Annotated in this window: 16 protein-coding genes; 10 read left to right on the top strand and 6 right to left on the bottom strand. The window is 72.8% G+C overall.

Going from position 1 to position 16,840, the window contains the following annotated elements:
* Positions 1 to 132 precede the first annotated feature (132 nt).
* Positions 133 to 525, top strand: coding sequence for a thioredoxin (trxA, locus tag ACIBUY_RS39720; protein WP_365576362.1), 393 nt, complete (start codon positions 133 to 135; stop codon positions 523 to 525).
* A 100-nt stretch (positions 526 to 625) separates the two neighbouring features.
* Here trxA and ACIBUY_RS39715 read toward each other — a convergent pair whose 3' ends face one another.
* Positions 626 to 1,597, bottom strand: a complete 972-nt coding sequence (locus ACIBUY_RS39715; protein ID WP_365574445.1) for a LacI family DNA-binding transcriptional regulator — start codon at positions 1,595 to 1,597, stop codon at positions 626 to 628.
* Between the two features lie 245 nt (positions 1,598 to 1,842).
* Here ACIBUY_RS39715 and ACIBUY_RS39710 point away from each other — a divergent pair, with 245 nt between their 5' ends.
* On the top strand, positions 1,843 to 3,240 hold the full coding sequence (locus tag ACIBUY_RS39710; protein WP_365574442.1) for an amidase: 1,398 nt from the start codon (positions 1,843 to 1,845) through the stop codon (positions 3,238 to 3,240).
* Here the strand turns inward: ACIBUY_RS39710 and ACIBUY_RS39705 are convergent.
* Entirely contained in the window at positions 3,230 to 4,312 is a 1,083-nt protein-coding gene (locus ACIBUY_RS39705) for a glycosyl hydrolase family 18 protein (RefSeq protein ID WP_399155265.1), read from the bottom strand. The genes ACIBUY_RS39710 and ACIBUY_RS39705 overlap by 11 nt on opposite strands.
* Before the next feature lie 71 nt (positions 4,313 to 4,383).
* On the opposite strand from ACIBUY_RS39705, the gene ACIBUY_RS39700 reads away from it, so the two are divergent.
* Positions 4,384 to 4,839 (top strand): type II toxin-antitoxin system PemK/MazF family toxin, encoded by a 456-nt coding sequence (locus tag ACIBUY_RS39700; protein WP_365574436.1) that lies wholly within the window; start codon positions 4,384 to 4,386, stop codon positions 4,837 to 4,839.
* Here ACIBUY_RS39700 and ACIBUY_RS39695 read toward each other — a convergent pair.
* Entirely contained in the window at positions 4,824 to 5,657 is an 834-nt protein-coding gene (locus ACIBUY_RS39695; RefSeq protein WP_399155264.1) for a TIGR02452 family protein, read from the bottom strand. The genes ACIBUY_RS39700 and ACIBUY_RS39695 overlap by 16 nt on opposite strands.
* A gap of 236 nt (positions 5,658 to 5,893) precedes the next feature.
* On the opposite strand from ACIBUY_RS39695, the gene egtA reads away from it, so the two are divergent.
* The 4 genes from egtA to egtD are packed head-to-tail and all read left to right on the top strand — an operon-like array spanning position 5,894 to position 10,291.
* Positions 5,894 to 7,195, top strand: coding sequence for an ergothioneine biosynthesis glutamate--cysteine ligase EgtA (gene egtA / locus ACIBUY_RS39690; RefSeq protein ID WP_399155263.1), 1,302 nt, complete (start codon positions 5,894 to 5,896; stop codon positions 7,193 to 7,195).
* Positions 7,192 to 8,550: an ergothioneine biosynthesis protein EgtB gene (gene egtB / locus ACIBUY_RS39685; RefSeq protein WP_365574427.1), complete on the top strand. Its 1,359-nt coding sequence runs from the start codon at positions 7,192 to 7,194 to the stop codon at positions 8,548 to 8,550. The genes egtA and egtB overlap by 4 nt, the downstream gene beginning before the upstream one ends.
* Complete coding sequence (gene egtC, locus ACIBUY_RS39680) at positions 8,550 to 9,305, top strand: ergothioneine biosynthesis protein EgtC (RefSeq protein WP_365574424.1); 756 nt, start codon at positions 8,550 to 8,552, stop codon at positions 9,303 to 9,305. The genes egtB and egtC overlap by 1 nt, the downstream gene beginning before the upstream one ends.
* Positions 9,302 to 10,291 (top strand): L-histidine N(alpha)-methyltransferase, encoded by a 990-nt coding sequence (gene egtD, locus ACIBUY_RS39675; protein ID WP_399155262.1) that lies wholly within the window; start codon positions 9,302 to 9,304, stop codon positions 10,289 to 10,291. The genes egtC and egtD overlap by 4 nt, the downstream gene beginning before the upstream one ends.
* Positions 10,292 to 10,521: 230 nt before the next feature.
* Here the strand turns inward: egtD and ACIBUY_RS39670 are convergent, their stop codons facing one another.
* Both ACIBUY_RS39670 and ACIBUY_RS39665 read right to left on the bottom strand, forming a co-directional pair.
* On the bottom strand, positions 10,522 to 10,860 hold the full coding sequence (locus ACIBUY_RS39670; RefSeq protein ID WP_365574418.1) for a hypothetical protein: 339 nt from the start codon (positions 10,858 to 10,860) through the stop codon (positions 10,522 to 10,524).
* Positions 10,861 to 11,016: 156 nt separating this feature from the next.
* Positions 11,017 to 12,309: an extracellular solute-binding protein gene (locus ACIBUY_RS39665; RefSeq protein WP_399155261.1), complete on the bottom strand. Its 1,293-nt coding sequence runs from the start codon at positions 12,307 to 12,309 to the stop codon at positions 11,017 to 11,019.
* A gap of 209 nt (positions 12,310 to 12,518) precedes the next feature.
* On the opposite strand from ACIBUY_RS39665, the gene ACIBUY_RS39660 reads away from it, so the two are divergent.
* The gene (locus tag ACIBUY_RS39660; RefSeq protein WP_365574412.1) at positions 12,519 to 12,743 is read left to right on the top strand and encodes a dodecin; all 225 of its coding nucleotides are present in this window, start codon (positions 12,519 to 12,521) and stop codon (positions 12,741 to 12,743) included.
* Between the two features lie 27 nt (positions 12,744 to 12,770).
* Here ACIBUY_RS39660 and ACIBUY_RS39655 read toward each other — a convergent pair whose 3' ends face one another.
* Entirely contained in the window at positions 12,771 to 13,259 is a 489-nt protein-coding gene (locus tag ACIBUY_RS39655) for a hypothetical protein (protein ID WP_399155260.1), read from the bottom strand.
* Between the two features lie 96 nt (positions 13,260 to 13,355).
* Here ACIBUY_RS39655 and ACIBUY_RS39650 point away from each other — a divergent pair, with 96 nt between their 5' ends.
* Positions 13,356 to 14,363: an LLM class flavin-dependent oxidoreductase gene (locus ACIBUY_RS39650; RefSeq protein ID WP_365574406.1), complete on the top strand. Its 1,008-nt coding sequence runs from the start codon at positions 13,356 to 13,358 to the stop codon at positions 14,361 to 14,363.
* Between the two features lie 41 nt (positions 14,364 to 14,404).
* The gene (locus ACIBUY_RS39645; RefSeq protein ID WP_399155259.1) at positions 14,405 to 16,804 is read left to right on the top strand and encodes an ATP-binding cassette domain-containing protein; all 2,400 of its coding nucleotides are present in this window, start codon (positions 14,405 to 14,407) and stop codon (positions 16,802 to 16,804) included.
* The last annotated feature ends 36 nt before the right edge of the window (positions 16,805 to 16,840 follow it).

Genomic DNA, 16,840 nt, shown 5'->3' with positions numbered 1-16,840 from the left:
TGGTCGTAGGTGTGCCCGTGAGCCACATGGGTACGTGCGCGGAATACGTCCGGTGTACGGACGGTTGTGCACAGCGGCATCGCCCCCTGCGGCTTCGCCCCGAACCCAGGAAGCAGGAAGAGGGAACACACCATGAGCAGCACCACTGTGGAGCTGACCAAGGAGAACTTCGACTCGACGGTCTCGGAGAACGAGTTCGTCCTGATCGACTTCTGGGCGTCCTGGTGCGGGCCGTGCCGGCAGTTCGCGCCGGTCTACGAGAAGGCCGCAGAGGCCAACCCGGACCTGGTGTTCGGCAAGGTCGACACGGAGGCGCAGCCGGAGCTGGCCGCCGCGTTCGGCATCCAGTCGATCCCGACGCTGATGATCGTCCGTGACCAGGTGGCCGTGTTCGCGCAGCCCGGCGCGCTGCCGCAGGAGGCCCTGGACGACGTGATCGGCCAGGCCCGCAAGCTCGACATGGACGAGGTCCGCAAGTCCGTGGCGGAGCAGCAGGCGCAGGCTCAGCAGTCCGACGAGGCCTGACCGAGGGCCGAGGTCCGAGCTCCGGCAGAGGCAAGAGAGCTCCGGCAAAGGCAAGTGAAGAGGAGGCGGCTGCCCGGGGCAGCCGCCTCCTCCTGCGCGTTCAGGTGGACTCGCGTGCCACCACGCTCGCGCCCATCACGTCCCGCGCCTCGCACCGTCCCGCAGGGTCGCGCACCAGCCGGTCGACGAGTTCGGCGAGCTCCTCGCCCGAGGGCAGGTCGATGCGGACGGTGCTGAGACGGGGCCGCAGCAGCCGGCCGAGCATCAGGTCGTCGGCGCCGATCACGGCGACCTCGCCGGGGATGTCGACGCCCGCGTCCTGCAGGGCCCGCATCAGCAGCATCGCGTACTCGTCGTTGTACGCGAACACGGCGTCCAGGCCCAGCTCCTGCACCTGCTCGGCGACCTGGGCCGCGTACTCCTCCTCGTACGCGAGCGGGAGCCGCACGACCTCCGTCCCCGGCGTCTCCTGTACGCCTTCCAGCCGGGGCACGGAGAAGACCTCGAGGCCCGGTTCGCGGGGCATGACGACGCCGAGGACGCGGTGGCCGCGCTCCACGAGGTGGCGGCCCGCGGCGCGGCCGACCTCGCGGTGGTCCATGAGCAGGGCGTGCGCGCCGTCGACGGGGTCCTGGCCCAGGGTGATCACGGCCTTGGCGCCGGAGCGCTTGAGGACCGCGATGCCGTCGGGGCCCATGCCCATGGGCGCGAGCACGGCGACGGGGCGCAGCTCGGCCCAGGCGCGGGCCGCGTCGTCACCCGCGAGGCCGACGCTGCCGTACTGCACGACGGTGTAGTCGAGGCGGCTCAGTGCCCACTGGAGTTCGTTGAGGAGGGCGCTGTAGAGCGGGCCCGCGGGGACTTCGGGGGTCGGCATCAGGACGATGCGCGTGTGTCCGGCGCGCAGGCTGCGGGCGGCGGCGTGCGGCACGTAGCCGAGTTGCCGCGCGGCCTCCTGGACACGGCGCCGGGTGGGTTCGCTGATCCGGACGGCGCTGGTGTTGTTCAGGACGTAGCTGACCGTGGCGCGGGAGACCCCGGCCAGGCGGGCGACGTCCGCGCTCGTCGGCACGGCGCCCCGGGCGGGCTGCTGCTTCGGTACCTGAGGACTCTGAGTGCTCGGAGTGCTTTGAGCGCTCGGAGTGCTTTGAGCGCTCGGAGTGCTTTGAGCGCTCAGAGGATTCTGGGGTGTCTGAGGTGTCTGACCCATGGCGTAGGGCATCTTTCCAGACGGCTTCGGCCCGGTGCCCCCCGGGCGTACCCCGCTCCCGGCGGGGGCGCTAACGTGCGTTCACCCCAGGGGAATTGGAGGTGTCCATGACCACGGGCACACAGCTCGGTCTCGGCGCCGCTGCCCGGGCCCTCGCCGCCGGGACCGTGTCCTCGCGCGACCTCGTCGAGCAGGCGCTGGACCGGATCGAGCGGTCGCAGCCGGTCCTGAACGCGTTCCGCCGGGTGCGGGCCGAGGCGGCCCTGGCGGAGGCGGACGCGGCGGACCGGGAGTTGGCGGCCGGCACGCGGCTGCCCCTGCTCGGGGTGCCGGTCGCGGTCAAGGACGACATGGATGTCGCGGGCGAGGTGACGGCGTTCGGGTGCGCGGGCGACTTTCCGGTGAGCGGCGAGGACGCGGAGGCGGTGCGGCGGCTGCGCGCGGCGGGTGCGATCGTCGTGGGGAAGACCAATACGTGCGAGCTGGGGCAGTGGCCGTTCACGGAGGGGCCCGCGTTCGGCGACACGCGCAATCCGTGGGCGCCCGCGCACACCCCGGGCGGCTCGTCCGGCGGCTCGGCGGCGGCCGTCGCGGCGGGGCTCGTCCCGGCCGCGCTCGGTTCGGACGGAGCGGGCAGCGTGCGCATTCCCGCGGCGTGGACGCATCTGGTGGGGATCAAGCCGCAGCGGGGCCGGATATCGACGTGGCCGTGGGCGGAGGCGTTCCACGGCATCACGGTGAACGGCACGCTGGCCCGCACCGTGGAGGACGCCGCGCTGCTCCTCGACGCGGCGAGCGGCAGCCACAGCGGGGATCTGCACCGGCCGCCGCCCGTGCGGGCCGCCGATGCGGCGCGTCGTGAGCCGGGGCGTCTGCGGATCGCGCTGTCGCTGCGGATGCCGTTCACGGCAACTCCCAAGCGGCTCAGCCCTGTTGTGCGGGCACGCGTGGTGGCCCTCGCGGAGCGGCTCGCCGCGCTCGGGCACGACGTGGAGGAGGCCGATCCGCGCTATGGGCAGATCGGGCTCGCGTTCGTGCCGCGGGCGACCGCAGGGGTCGCGGACTGGGTCGGCCGGGTGCCCGACCCGGACCGGCTCGACCCGCGGACGCGCGAAGCGGCGCGGATGGGACGCGTGTTGGGCGGCGCGCCGCTGCGGCTCGCCAGGCGGGCGGAGTCCGCGCTGCAGCACCGGGTCGGCGCGCTCTTCGACCGGTACGACGTGCTGCTCGCGCCGACCACGGCGACTCCCCCGCCGAGGATCGGGGACATGGCGCGGCTGAACGGCTGGCGCACGGACCGCGCGATGATCGCCGCGTGCCCGTACGCCTGGCCGTGGAACGTGCTCGGCTGGCCCGGGGTGAACGTGCCCGCGGGCCGCGTCGCGGGCGGCCTGCCGGTCGGCGCCCAACTCCTCGGCCCCGCCCACAGCGAACCGCTGCTGATCTCGCTCGCGGCCCAACTGGAGGCGGATCAAAGGTGGTTCGAGCAGTGGCCTACTGTCTAGCCGGGTGCGCCATCCGGTCGCGCTGACCCGTCGCCAGCGTGCGCCACAGCTCGGGCTGCTCGAAGCCTAAGGCCCACAGCACGGTGTGCGGCACCCCGTACTTGCGCAGGACCGGCAGGTGGGCGGCGGTGCCGCGGGCGTCCTGGTACCAGACGGTGCGGCGCTTCTTTCCGTCCCGGTACGTGAAGTGCGGGGTGCGGGAGTCCGGGTCGAGGGCGTAGGGCGCCTTGACCTGGCGGCGCAGCGCCTCGGCCTCGTTCGACGTCACGTGCCGCGCGCGGGCCTTGCCGTCGACGGCCCAGTCCCAGCCGTAGGCGGGCAGGCCCATCTCCAGCTTGGCGCGCGGGACTTCGGCGGTGGCGCGGGCCAGGATCTCGTCGTACCACTGAGGCGTCGACAATGCTCCGGGCGGGCCTTCGGCGTGGTGCATGTTGTACGCCATGACGCGCATCCGGTCGGCGGCGGCGCCGATTGCCCGGTAGTCCCAAATGCGGCCCGTGGTACGGGTCTTGGGGCTGACGGTGACGAAGCACTGCTTGCGCAGGGCGTGCAGGCGCGCGCACAGGTCGGTGACGAAGGCCGCGTAACCGGCGCGCACGGCGCGGTACTTGGACTCGGGCGTCGGCGCGATGGTCTCGTAGTCGAGGTCGAGGCCGTCGTAGGCGCGGCTGCGGACGACCGCGAGGAGGGCCTTGGCGTGGGCGGCACGCTGCGCCGGGCTCGTCATGATCCCCGCGAGGCCGCCGGGCTTCATCTGCTCCATGACGGTCGGGACGACCTGGATCCCCTTGGCGTGCAGGCCGTCGATGATGCGGCGGTCACCGGCGCCCGGGTGTCCGTCGACGCGGGTCGCGGACTTGGTCTCGTACCAGAAGGGGCTGATGGTGCGGATCTGTGCGGCGTGCGCGAGGGCGTCGCGGTAGGCGTTCTCCTGGTCCCAGTACGGGAGCCAGGCGGAGACGGTGCGCGGCGGCGCCGCCTCGGTGCGCAGGGGTGCGGCGGCGCTCAGGGTCAGCGTGACGGCGAGGACGGACAGGACGCTTCGGCGTATTCGGCGCGTGTGACGGGGCATGTGCCGAGCCTGTGGGTCATCCGGCGCACCCGCCGCGCGGATTGGGCCGTCCAGGCTCTAACGTGACCCGCGTGACTGCCTTTACGGATGACCACGCGTACGAGTACCCGGGCCGCAGCGGCGCGACGGCCACGGTGGAGGCCGAGCCGCACCACGTGGGAAGCGTGCGCACCGAGTACGCGCCCGCGCACGACGGCGACCCCGATCCGGGCGAGATCGTCTGGACGTGGGTGCCCTTCGAGGAGAACGACGGGCGGGGCAAGGACCGGCCGGTGCTCGTCGTCGCGCGGGAGAGCGCGGGCACGCTGCTCGCCGTCCAGTTGTCCAGCAAGCGGCACGACCACGACCGCGAGTGGGTCGCGCTCGGCACGGGGCCCTGGGACAGCAGCGGCCGTGACTCGTGGGTGGACCTGGACCGGGTGCTGCGCGTGCACGAGCGCGGGATGCGGCGCGAGGCGTGCGCCCTGGACCGCGGCCGGTTCAACACGGTGGTGCTGCGGCTGCGGGAGCGCTACGGCTGGAGCTGAGCGGCGCCCAGGACCCGGGTGAATGCCGAGCGGGTCGTCGCCTCCTTCGTCCGGTCCAGTACGGCGAAGACGACCTGCTCGAAGTACCCGGCGAAGCGGCCGTCGAGCGCGGCCCGGAACGCCTCGGCGACTTGCGCCGGGTCGTTGCGGAACACGCCGCAGCCCCACGCCCCGAGCACCAGCCGTCGGTAGCCGTGCGCGGCGGCCACTTCCAGGACTCTCTCGGCGCGGGACGCCAGGGCACCGGGTATCTCGGGCACGCGCTCGGGGGTGTGCCGGGCGATCACGCCCGCGTTCGGCGCCGGTGACGTCAAGAAGCCCACCGTGTACGGCTCGTCGAGCAGGCGGCCCCGGTCGTCGCGGAACACCGGGACACCGGGGGCGTGGATGACGCGGTCGCTGTAGAAGACGTCGCGGTCGGCGCGGTGGTGCGCATAGAACTCCGGGGCCTCGATCAGGCACGTGTACAGCGCGGAGGAGCGGCACACGGCCTCCTCCTGGGCCTGCGCCCCGTTCAGGTAGCCGCCGCCGGGGTTGCGTGCCGACGCGAAGTTCAGCACGGCCACCGGCTGCGGCCCCTCCCCCGTCAGACGCCGGGCCGCGTCCAGGCTGCTCTCCCCCGTGACCTGGACGTGCGCCGGTCCGCCGCCAGGCGCGTCCGGTGTCCCGACCGGCTCCGGCCCGTACATCCGCGTGCCCGCCCTGGCCCGCGCCACCGCGTCGCCGATCGTGACAGCGCGGCCGTCCCCCGTCACGTACCGCCCCGCGGCCACGATCTTCTCCGTGCTCTGCGCGATCTCGCGCAGGCGGGCGCTCACGCCCGCTCCCCCGTCGTGCTCATGAACAGATCGTGTGCGCCCGGTGACCGCCCCGGCAACAGGTTTTCGCCTCCGGACGCGATGCGTGGGGCACTCTTGTGCGAATGGCCGGGAACGTCTTGGGTGGGACGAGCGTTGCCCGAAACGGGCCGCGGCAGTGGTCTGCGCGCGGCCGAATCGACGCCGTGGTCCCCACCGGGGACCATGGAACCCGTGAGGACCAGGAGGATCCCGGGATGAGCGAGGGAGACTGTACGACCCTCGGTGACCTGGTCACCGAGCCGGAGGTGGAGGCCCTGGTACGGGGCATCTGCTTCAAGACGGGACCGCCCCGCGCGGTGGGTGTGGAGCTGGAGTGGATCGTCCACGAGCCGCACCGGCCCCGGGTCCCGTTACCCCCCGAACGACTCGATGCGGCCTATGCCGCACTGCGCGCCCTGCCGCTGCGCTCGGCGCTCACCGTGGAACCCGGCGGCCAGCTGGAGCTCAGTTCGCTCCCCGCCGCCACGCTGACGGACTGTGTCTCGGCCATGCGGGCCGATCTGACCGCCGTCCGCACCGCGCTCCGCGGCCACGGATTCGTCCTGTCCGGCCACGGCACCGATCCGTGGCGGCCCCCGCGACGCGTCCTCCACCAGCCCCGGTACGACGCCCTGGAGGCGTCGCTCGACCGTGCGGGACCCGCCGGCCGGTCCATGATGTGCTCCTCCGCCTCGGTGCAGGTGTGCCTGGACGCCGGGTACGAGGAGCCGGGTCCGCTGGGGCACGGGCGGCGCTGGCGCCTGGCTCATCTGCTGGGCGCCGTCCTGGTCGCCGCGTTCGCCAACTCACCGCTCCTGTACGGCCGTTCGACCGGCTGGCGGTCCACCCGGCAGTTGCTGTGGGAGCGCATCGACGTGGGCCGCTCGGGCGCACCGCCGCTGGACGGCGAGCCGCGCGAGACCTGGGTGCGGCACGTGCTTGACGCGCCGGTGATGTGCGTACGCACGGACAGCGGTCCGTGGCAGGTGCCCGAGGACCTGACCTTCCGGGAGTGGGTGCGAGGCGGTGCGCCGCGGCCGCCGACCCGCTCCGACCTCGACTACCACCTCACGACGCTGTTCCCGCCGGTGCGGCCGCGCGGCCACCTCGAACTGCGGATGATCGACGCGCAGCCGGGCGACGACGGCTGGCTCGTGCCGCTCGCCGTGACGACCGCGCTCTTCGACGATCCGGAGGCCTCGGAGACCGCCTACCGGGCCGTCAAACCCCTTGCGGAGCGCGCCGGTTCGATGCCCGCTCCGCACAACCCGCTGTGGCGGGACGCGGCCCGGCTCGGCCTCACCGACCCGGAGCTGCGCGAGGCCGCGACGGCCTGTTTCACGGCGGCTCTCGACGCGCTGCCCAGGATCGGCGCGGACCGGGACGTACGGCAGGCGGTCGCGGACTTCACGCACCGTTACGTCGTACGCGGCCGCTGCCCCGCCGACGACGTACTCGACCTGCTTCCCGCCTCGGCACAGGGAAGTCCCGCACAGGGGAGGACCGTCCGCTCATGACCATCGAGGAGAACGTCACCACGGACCCGGAGGCGCTGCGTGCTCGTGCGGCGGACGCCCTCGAGACCGCACGCCGCCGTACGACCCTCCTGACGACCTGCGTCGAGGAGCCCGAACTCACCGCGCAGCACTCGCCGTTGATGTCGCCGCTCGTCTGGGACCTGGCCCACATCGGCAACCAGGAGGAGCAGTGGCTGCTGCGCGCGGTCGCGGGCCGCGAGGCGATGCGGCCGGAGATCGACCCGCTCTACGACGCGTTCGAACATCCGCGTGCGGAGCGTCCGCGGCTGCCGCTGCTCGCCCCGCAGGAGGCACGCGGCTATGCGGCCGAGGTGCGCGGCCGGGCGCTCGACGTCCTGGAGAAGGCGTCGTTCGACACGGAGGGCGCGGCCGGGGCGGCGCGCCTGACCCGTGCCGGATTCGCCTTCGGCATGATCGCGCAGCACGAACAGCAGCACGACGAGACGATGCTGATCACCCATCAGCTGCGGCAGGGGTCGGCCGCGCTCACCGCGCCCGACCCCGACCGGCCGGAGCGGCCCTTCGACGGTCCGGCCGAAGTCCTCGTCCCCGGCGGGCCGTTCACGATGGGCACCACGGCCGAACCCTGGGCGCTGGACAACGAACGTCCGGCGCACGCCCGGCTCGTGCCGCCCTTCCACATCGACACGACACCGGTGACGAACGCCGCGTACATGGAGTTCATCGCCGACGGCGGATACCGCGAGGCACGCTGGTGGGCGCCCGCGGGCTGGGCCCTGGTCCAGGACGCCGGACTCGAGGCGCCGCTGTTCTGGCGGCGGGAGGCGGGTCAGTGGCTGCGCCGCCGCTTCGGCGTGACGGAGGTCGTCCCGCCCGACGAGCCCGTGCTGCACGTGAGTTGGTACGAGGCCGACGCCTATGCCCGGTGGGCGGGGCGCAGGCTGCCGACGGAGGAGGAGTGGGAGAAGGCCGCCCGCTTCGACCCGGCGTCCGGCCGCTCGCTGCGCTACCCGTGGGGCGATTCCGACCCGACGCCGCAGCGGGCGAACCTGGGCCAGCGGCATCTGCGCCCGGCCCCCGCGGGCTCGTACGCGCTCGGCGAATCGCCGCTCGGCGTACGGCAGTTGATCGGCGACGTGTGGGAGTGGACGGCAAGCGACTTCCTGCCCTATCCCGGGTTCGTCGCGTACCCGTACCGCGAGTACTCCGAGGTGTTCTTCGGCCCGGACCACAAGGTGCTGCGCGGCGGTTCGTTCGCCGTGGACGCGGTGGCCTGCCGGGGCACCTTCCGCAACTGGGACTACCCGGTGCGCCGGCAGATCTTCTCCGGCTTCCGCACGGCCCGTGACGCCGCGCCGCAGGAGGTGTCCTGATGTGCCGTCACCTGGCCTATCTGGGGCCGCCCGTACCGCTCGGCGAGGTGGTGGACGCGCCGCCGCACAGCCTGTTCCGGCAGTCGTGGGCGCCGCGCAGACAGCGGCACGGGACGGTCAACGCCGATGGTTTCGGGGTGGGTTGGTACGCGGACGGGGACCCGGTGCCCGCCCGCTACCGCCGCGCCGTGCCCATCTGGGGCGATCAGGCCTATGCCGATCTGGCTCGGGTCGTGCGCTCGGGCGCCGTGCTCGCCGCCGTACGGGACGCGACCCTCGCCGGGGCCGACGGCGAGGCCGCGGCGGCGCCGTACGCGTCGGGGCCCTGGCTGTTCAGCCACAACGGCGCGGTGCCGGGCTGGCCGCGCTCGCTCGCGCCCCTGGCGGGCACGGTGCCCGCGGCGGAGCTGCTGTCCCTGGAGGCGCGCTGTGACGCCGCGTTCCTGTGGGCGCTGGTGCTGCAGCGGCTGCGGGCGGGCGACGGCGAGGCGCAGGCGCTGGCCGACACCGTCGTCGAGGTCGCCGAGGCGGCACCCGGCGCCCGCCTCAACTTCCTTCTGACCAACGGCGAGACGATCGCCGCGACCGCCTGGGGCGACACCCTCTGGTACCTCGCCGAGCCCGGCCGCCGCACCGTCGTCGCCTCCGAGCCGTACGACGACGATCCGCACTGGGTCGAGGTGCCCGACCGCACGCTGCTCGCGGCGAGCCGCACCGACGTCCTGCTGACCCCGCTCAAGGAGCCTTCCGCGTGAGCCCGTACTCCCCCCTCCCCCCTTTCCAGCTGACCCGCGCCCTGCCCGAGGACGCGACGGACGCCGCGCTGCGCTCCGACGTCCTGCACGGTCTGACCTCCACGCCGAAGACGCTGCCGCCCAAGTGGTTCTACGACGCCCACGGCAGCGTGCTCTTCGACGAGATCACGATGCTGCCCGAGTACTACCCGACGCGCGCCGAGCGGGAGGTCCTCGTGGCGCGTGCCGCCGAGATCGCCGACGTCACCGGGGTGCGGACCCTGGTCGAGCTGGGCTCGGGGTCGTCGGACAAGACCCGTCATCTCCTGGACGCCTTCACGGAGTTGACGACGTACGTGCCCGTGGACGTGAGCGAGAGTGCGCTGCGGGGCGCCGCCGACACGCTCCTCGCCGAGCACCCCGCGCTGTCCGTCCACGCCCTCGTCGCCGACTTCACGCGGCCGCTCGCGCTGCCCGAGACGCCCGGGCCGCGGCTCGTGGCGTTCCTCGGGGGCACGATCGGCAATCTGCTGCCCGCGGAACGGGCCGATTTCCTGCGGGCCGTGCGGGGGATGCTCTCCCCCGGCGACTTCTTCCTGCTCGGCACGGACCTGGTCAAGGACGAGGCGACTCTGGTCGCGGCGTACGACGACGCGGCGGGCGTCACGGCCGCGTTCAACAAGAACGTCCTGGCCGTGGTGAACCGGGAGCTCGGCGCCGACTTCGACCTCGGGGCGTTCGAGCACGTCGCGGTGTGGGACGGGGAGCGGGAGTGGATCGAGATGCGGTTGCGCTCCGCCGGGGAGCAGGTGGTGAAGGTGCCGGCGCTTGATCTCGCGGTGGAGTTCGGGCCGGGTGAGGAGCTGCGCACTGAGGTGTCGGCCAAGTTTCGGCAGGACGGGGTGCGGGGTGAACTGCGTGCGGCCGGGCTGGAGTTGGAGCGGTGGTGGACGGATGCGGCGGGGAGGTTCGCGGTGTCGTTGAGCTCGGTGTCGATGGAGGGCTAGGCGTGCGGGCGCGGGTGACTGCGGGTCCGTGAACGGGTGCGGCTGCGCCGACCGTTCTACGCAGTTCCCCGCGCCCCCCCGGGGGCCGAGCAGGCCGCGCGATGTGCGAGGGCGCACGGTGAGCGAGTGCAGCGGGGAGGGGCGACCCCCCGGTCGAATGCAGTGCAGACCGCGTACGCCAAGCCCTTCGCTCCCGCGCTTCGCTCGCAGCCGCTCTGACGCTTGCGGCATCACCGGATGCGGAATGCGCCGCCCGTCGGGCCCTGTTCGAAGTCGGGCGGGGTGAACGACCCGCCGCCGCTGCCACCTTCGGCGATGACCTCGAGGGCGCCGATACCACCCACGTTGTCCGAGGTGGCCGTCTTCGGCGTGACGACCGGGCCTGCGTTGTAGACAGCAAGCACACGCCCCTCGTCGTCCACCACGGGGATCGTTCCTGGGATCAGGTTCCCCGGACCGCAGGTCAAGGCGACCACGCCGTCGGCATTCGTGCAGGTGAGCATCGCCGGCTGGTCCAGGGAAAGCCTCTCCCCGTCCGGTGCGTCACTCTGCGGGGCCTTGTCGGTCATGGCTGTGCGCCTCCTCTCGGACGACCCGGTGTCGCCGCAGTGGATCTTCCCGCGGTGAAGGAGCCTCACTCCGCCGTTCGAGACCGAACTGCGCACGGCGCACGACGGAGCATGCCCGGTCAGCAGCGGCCGACGCGCCGCCCCGGCCGGGTCGTGTCACTCGTTGCTCTCGTCCAGGCGGCGAGTGATCTCCTGGGAGGCCTTCTTTGCCTGGGCGGGGGCCGGGGCGCCTGTGAGGACCTGGGTCATGTAGGCCTTGATGGGGTTGTCGGCGGCCTCCACCGTTGCCCAGAGCGGGGACGCGGGGGTCGCCTTGCCGTGGGCCGCGCCCACCGCCATCGCCGCGACGCCGGGCTCGCCCGCCACCGCGGACGCGAGGGTCGTCTTGTTGGGGACGTAGTTCATGTCCTTGGCCAGCTCCACGTTCCACTTCTCGCCGGCCAACGCCTTGACCACGGCCACCGCGCCCGTACGGTCGTCCGTGTTGCTCGCGACCACGAGGTCCGAGCCGCCGGTGAAGACCGAGCCCGCGCGGGCCGCCGTCTTGCCGGGGATCGGGAAGTAGCCCAACTTGCCCTTCAGGGAAGGGTTCTTCTGGATGATCTGCGTGGCCGCTCCGGGCACCGAGATGATCTGGGCGATGTCGCCCTTCGCGAACTGGTCGGCCTGGGAGGGGTGTTCCTCGTCCGCGCCCTTGGGGCCCGAGCCCAGCGCCTGCAGCTTCTGGTAGAACTCCATGCCGCGCAGCGCGGCCGGGGTGTCGAGCGCCCCGGTCCAGGTGCTGCCCGAGTCGTGCGCCAGCTCGCCGCCCTCGTCCCAGATGAACCCGGACAGCGAGTACCAGTCCTGCCCGGCGAGATAGATGCCCTGCGTGCCCCCGGTGTCGAGACGGCGCGTCATGTCGAGCCACTCGTCCCGCGTCTTCGGCGGGTTCTTGACGCCGGCCTTCTCAAAGAGGTCCTTGTTGTAGATGACGACGCGGTTGGCGGCGTACCAAGGGATGCCGTACTGGCGGGAGTTGTCGACTCCGGGCTCGGCGAGACCGGGCAGCCAGTCCTGCATGCCGAGGTCCCGCGCCGACTCCAGGGACAGGTCCATCAGGCCGCCCTCGTCGACGTACTGCGGCACCTGGGTGTTGCCGACCTCGATCACGTCGGGGGCGCCCTCGGCACCCTTGGCCCCCTTGAGCGCCGTGGAGACCTTCTCGCCGATCCCGGTCCACTCCTGGATGCGTATGTCCAGGCGTACGTCGGTGTGTTCGGCCTCGAAGTCCTTGGTGAAGCGCTTGAGGAACGCGTCGGACGCACTGTTGCGCATCAGCCACACCGTGACGGTGCGCCGATCCGGTCCGTCCCCCGGCAGGACACCACAGGCGCTGATCAGCGTGCCGGTCACGACGACGAGGGAACCGAGGGACAGCACGGCACGGCGGGATCTCACGAGGGTCACTTTCTGCCTGCGGACAGGGAGGTTCGGCCCGGCGTGGGGGAAGAGCGCTCGGCTCATACGGGTGTGGCTGGATTTTGGTATGTACCAATCGGAGGGGTCAAGAGTTACCAGGCGGTAATTCCGGCCTGCGGAACCCGCACACCCGCTTCCGTCCCGTTCCCGACGTCCGCCCCCTCGCGGACCGCGGGCCTCTGGGGCACGGTGGAACCATGTCGAATCACACGTATCGCGTCACCGAGATCGTCGGCACCTCCCACGAAGGCGTCGACCAGGCGATCCGCAACGGGATCGAGCGCGCTTCACAGACCCTGCGCAACCTGGACTGGTTCGAAGTGACCCAAGTCCGTGGTCAGATCGTCGACGGGCAGGTCGAGCACTACCAGGTGGGCCTCAAGGTGGGCTTCCGGCTCGATGACGAAGGCAATGAAGGCTGAAGGCAACGAAGGCCACTGATACCGGCCTCAGGTACGGCCTTCGCGCTCCTGCGCGTCCTTGAGCGCCGTCGACGTGCTCGCCCAGCGGGCACGTACGACGGTGAACCCGGCGCGCTCCGCCTCGTCGCAGACCAGTTCGTCGTCGTCGACGAGCATGCGCACCTCGCGGCCGCGCGCAATGCGCCGCAGGACCTCCAGTTTCGTACGGCGTGCGGGCCTGCGGTCGTCGTTGCGCCGCATGTGCAGCCGCCCGTCCGGCAGGCCCTGCGCGGCGAGCCACGCCGTCGTGTCCGCCCGGCAGCGCTCGGGCCGCCCGGTCAGGTACACGACCTCGCACTCCGGCGCGGCCTCCCGGGCGAGCGCGACGCCCTCGGGGAGCGGCGGATCGGCGGGGGCCGCGGCGAAGAACGCGTCCCAGTCCCGGGGCCTGCCCTCCAGGAACCGCTGGCGGTGCGCGGTGTCGGCGAGCGTTCCGTCGAGGTCGAAGACGGCCAGTGGGCGGGTGTCCCGGGTCATGGCGCCAGCTTACGGAAGACCGCGCCGAGGGACCGTCGGAGGGACCGGGCGGGCCGCTTCGGGAATCCTGCGGCCTCCCGCGCGTTGAACAGGAACGTGAGCACCGTGATCGAAACGACCCGCTTCTCCGTCCTGGACCGCTCCCGCACCCGTGAGGGCCGGTCCGCGCCGGACGCGCTGCGCGACACCGTCTCCCTCGCCCAGGACCTGGAGCGCCTCGGCTACCACCGCGTGTGGGTGTCCGAGCACCACGGCGTGCCCGGCGTCGCGGGGTCCGCGCCGACCGTCCTCGCGGCGGCCGTCGCGGCGGCGACCCGCACGATCCGCGTCGGCACCGGCGGCGTCATGCTGCCGAACCACCAACCGCTGGTCGTGGCCGAGCAGTTCGGGGTCCTGGAGTCCCTGTTCCCCGGCCGCATCGACATGGGCCTCGGCCGGTCCGTCGGGTTCACCGACGGGGTCCGCAGGGCGCTGGGCCGCGACAAGGACGTCGCCGACGACTTCGCGGGCCAGCTGGCGGAGCTGCTCGCGTTCTTCACGGGCACGTCGCCGACCCGCGTGCACGCCCGGCCGAGCGAGGGCCTGAGCGTGCCGCCGTTCGTCCTGGCGATGGGCGAGGGCGCGTCGATCGCGGCCCGTGCGGGCCTGCCGATGGTGATCGGTGACTTCCGGTCCCGGGAAAAGATGCTGCGCGGCATCGACCGCTACCGCGCCGAGTTCCGCCCGTCGGTCTGGGCCGCGGAGCCGTACGTCGTGGTCTCCGGGACGGTCGCCGTGGCGGGCAGCGAGCCCGAGGCGCGGCGGCTGCTCGTCCCCGAGGCCTGGTCGATGGCGTACTCACGCACGCACGGCACGTTCCCGCCGCTGCCGCCCGCCGAGCGCGTCGCCGCGCTGGAGATGAGCGCGAAGGAGCGCGAGCTGTACGAGGGCGGGCTGCGCGGCCACATCGTGGGCACGGAGCAGCAGGTCGCGGACGAGCTGGAGACCGTGATCAAGGAGAGCGGTGCGCAGGAGGTGCTGGTCACGACCAGTACGTACGACCGTGAGGGGCTCCTGGAGTCGCTGCGCAGGCTGGCCCGGGTCGCGCGGCTGAGCCCGGCCTAGGATGGTGGGGTTTGCCCCCCGTACGACCTGGAGTCCGCCCGATGCCCGACGCCCCCGGCCCCGCCCTCTCCGCGCAGGATCCCCGTCACGACGGGTTCGTCCGGGTCCGGGGCGCCCGCGAGCACAACCTGCGGGGCGTCGACGTCGACGTTCCGCGCGATGTGCTGGCCGTGTTCACCGGGGTGTCGGGCTCGGGCAAGTCGTCGCTCGCCTTCGGGACGATCTACGCGGAGGCGCAGCGCCGGTACTTCGAGTCGGTCGCGCCGTACGCGCGGCGGCTCATTCACCAGGTGGGCGCGCCGAAGGTCGGCGGGATCAGTGGGCTGCCGCCCGCGGTGTCGCTGCAGCAGAGCCGGTCGGCGCCGACGTCGCGTTCCTCGGTCGGCACGGTGACGACGCTGTCGAACTCGCTGCGGATGCTGTTCTCGCGGGCGGGCGACTATCCGCCGGGCGCGGAGCGGCTCGATTCGGACGCGTTCTCGCCGAACACCGCGGCGGGCGCCTGCCCCGGCTGCCACGGGCTCGGCCGGGTGCACCGCACGACCGAGGAGCTGCTCGTCCCCGACCCGTCACTCACGGTGCGCGACGGCGCGATCGCGGCCTGGCCGGGCGCGTGGCAGGGCAAGAACCTGCGGGACATCCTCGACACGCTCGGCTACGAAGTGGACCGGCCCTGGCGGGAGTTGAGGCAGGAGGACCGGGACTGGATCCTGTTCACGGCCGAGCAGCCGGTGGTGACGGTGCATCCGGTGCGGGACGCGGACCGGATCCAACGCCCTTACCAGGGCACGTACATGAGCGCGAACCGGTACGTGCTCAAGACGTTCGCCGACTCCAAGAGCGCGACGCTGCGCGCCAAGGCGGAGAAGTTCCTGGAGAGCGCCCCGTGTCCGGTGTGCGGGGGCGCGCGGCTGCGGGCCGAGGCCCTCTCCGTGACGTTCGCGGGGCGGACGATCGCCGACCTGGCGCGGCTGCCGCTGGCCGAGCTCGCGGGGCTCCTCGACGGCTCGGCCTCCGAGACGGCGCGGGTCCTCACGGACGACCTGCGGGCCCGGATCGCGACGGTCACCGAGCTCGGTCTCGGCTATCTCAGCCTCGATCGGGCGACACCGACGCTCTCCGCGGGCGAGCTCCAACGCCTGCGGCTGGCCACGCAGTTGAGGTCCGGTCTGTTCGGTGTCGTGTACGTGCTCGACGAGCCCTCCGCCGGGCTGCATCCGGCCGACACCGAGTCCCTCCTGGCGGTACTCGACCGGTTGCGCGGCGCGGGCAACTCGGTGTTCGTGGTGGAGCACCACCTGGACGTGGTGCGGCGTGCGGACTGGCTGGTCGACGTCGGGCCGTTGGCCGGTGAGCACGGCGGGCAGGTGCTCTACAGCGGCCCGGTGGCGGGACTGCGCGCCATCGAGGACTCGGCGACGGCCCGGTTCCTCTTCCCCGACCTCGACGGCACCCCGCCCGCCACACGTGAAGTACGTACGCCGAAGGGCTGGTTGAAGGTCGGTCCGGTCACGCGGCACAACCTGCGGGACGTCGGCGCGGAGTTCCCGCTCGGCGCCTTCACGGCCGTCACCGGCGTCTCCGGGTCCGGCAAGTCGACGCTGATCGGGGAGATCACCGAGGAGCTCGACGGTGTCGGCCGGCTCGTGGTGGTGGACCAGAAGCCGATCGGGCGCACTCCGCGCTCCAACCTGGCGACGTACACGGGCCTGTTCGACGTCGTGCGGAAGGTGTTCGCGCGCACGGACGAGGCGAAGGCGCGCGGCTACGGTGTCGGCCGGTTCTCGTTCAACGTGGCGGGCGGGCGCTGCGAGACCTGCCAGGGCGAGGGGTTCGTCAGCGTCGAGCTGCTCTTCCTGCCGAGCACGTACGCGCCGTGCCCGGACTGTGCGGGCGCGCGCTACAACCCCGAGACGCTCGAAGTGACGTACCAGGGGCGGAACATCGCCGAGGTGCTCGGGCTGACCGTGGAGGCGGCGGCCGCCTTCTTCACCGAGGCCGCGGCGGACGACGACACGGCCCGCCCGGTGCTGCGCAGCCTGCACACCCTCCTCGACGTCGGTCTCGGCTATCTCCGGCTCGGCCAGCCCGCCACCGAGCTGTCCGGCGGCGAGGCCCAACGCATCAAGCTGGCCAGCGAGTTGCAGCGGCTGCGCCGCGGACACACCCTGTACCTCCTCGACGAGCCGACGACGGGACTGCACCCGGCCGACGTGGAGGTGCTGCTGCGCCAGCTGCACGGCCTCGTCGACGCGGGCCACTCGGTGGTGGTCGTCGAGCACGACATGACGGTGGTGGCCGGTGCCGACTGGGTCGTGGACATGGGTCCCGGCGGCGGCGACGAGGGCGGGCGCGTGGTGGCCGCGGGCCCGCCCCGCGAGGTCGCGGCCGCCGCCGGGAGCCGCACGGCGCCGTACCTAGGGCGCGCCCTGGGCGTCTGACCGCAGCCTGCCCTTGGCGAGTTTTCCGGTGGGGGT

The sequence above is a fragment of the Streptomyces sp. NPDC050085 genome (genome assembly GCF_044460595.1).
Taxonomy (GTDB): domain Bacteria; phylum Actinomycetota; class Actinomycetes; order Streptomycetales; family Streptomycetaceae; genus Streptomyces.
This window is presented reverse-complemented; position numbering and strand designations above follow the sequence as displayed.

Excerpts from the sequence above, each read along its gene's own strand:
- trxA (WP_365576362.1), top strand. The coding sequence starts at position 133 with ATGAGCAGCACCACTGTGGAGCTGACCAAGGAGAACTTCGACTCGACG.
- ACIBUY_RS39710 (WP_365574442.1), top strand. The coding sequence starts at position 1,843 with ATGACCACGGGCACACAGCTCGGTCTCGGCGCCGCTGCCCGGGCCCTC.
- ACIBUY_RS39705 (WP_399155265.1), bottom strand. The coding sequence starts at position 4,312 with ATGCCCCGTCACACGCGCCGAATACGCCGAAGCGTCCTGTCCGTCCTC.
- egtA (WP_399155263.1), top strand. The coding sequence starts at position 5,894 with ATGAGCGAGGGAGACTGTACGACCCTCGGTGACCTGGTCACCGAGCCG.
- egtB (WP_365574427.1), top strand. The coding sequence starts at position 7,192 with ATGACCATCGAGGAGAACGTCACCACGGACCCGGAGGCGCTGCGTGCT.
- egtC (WP_365574424.1), top strand. The coding sequence starts at position 8,550 with ATGTGCCGTCACCTGGCCTATCTGGGGCCGCCCGTACCGCTCGGCGAG.
- ACIBUY_RS39670 (WP_365574418.1), bottom strand. The coding sequence starts at position 10,860 with ATGACCGACAAGGCCCCGCAGAGTGACGCACCGGACGGGGAGAGGCTT.
- ACIBUY_RS39660 (WP_365574412.1), top strand. The coding sequence starts at position 12,519 with ATGTCGAATCACACGTATCGCGTCACCGAGATCGTCGGCACCTCCCAC.
- ACIBUY_RS39655 (WP_399155260.1), bottom strand. The coding sequence starts at position 13,259 with ATGACCCGGGACACCCGCCCACTGGCCGTCTTCGACCTCGACGGAACG.
- ACIBUY_RS39645 (WP_399155259.1), top strand. The coding sequence starts at position 14,405 with ATGCCCGACGCCCCCGGCCCCGCCCTCTCCGCGCAGGATCCCCGTCAC.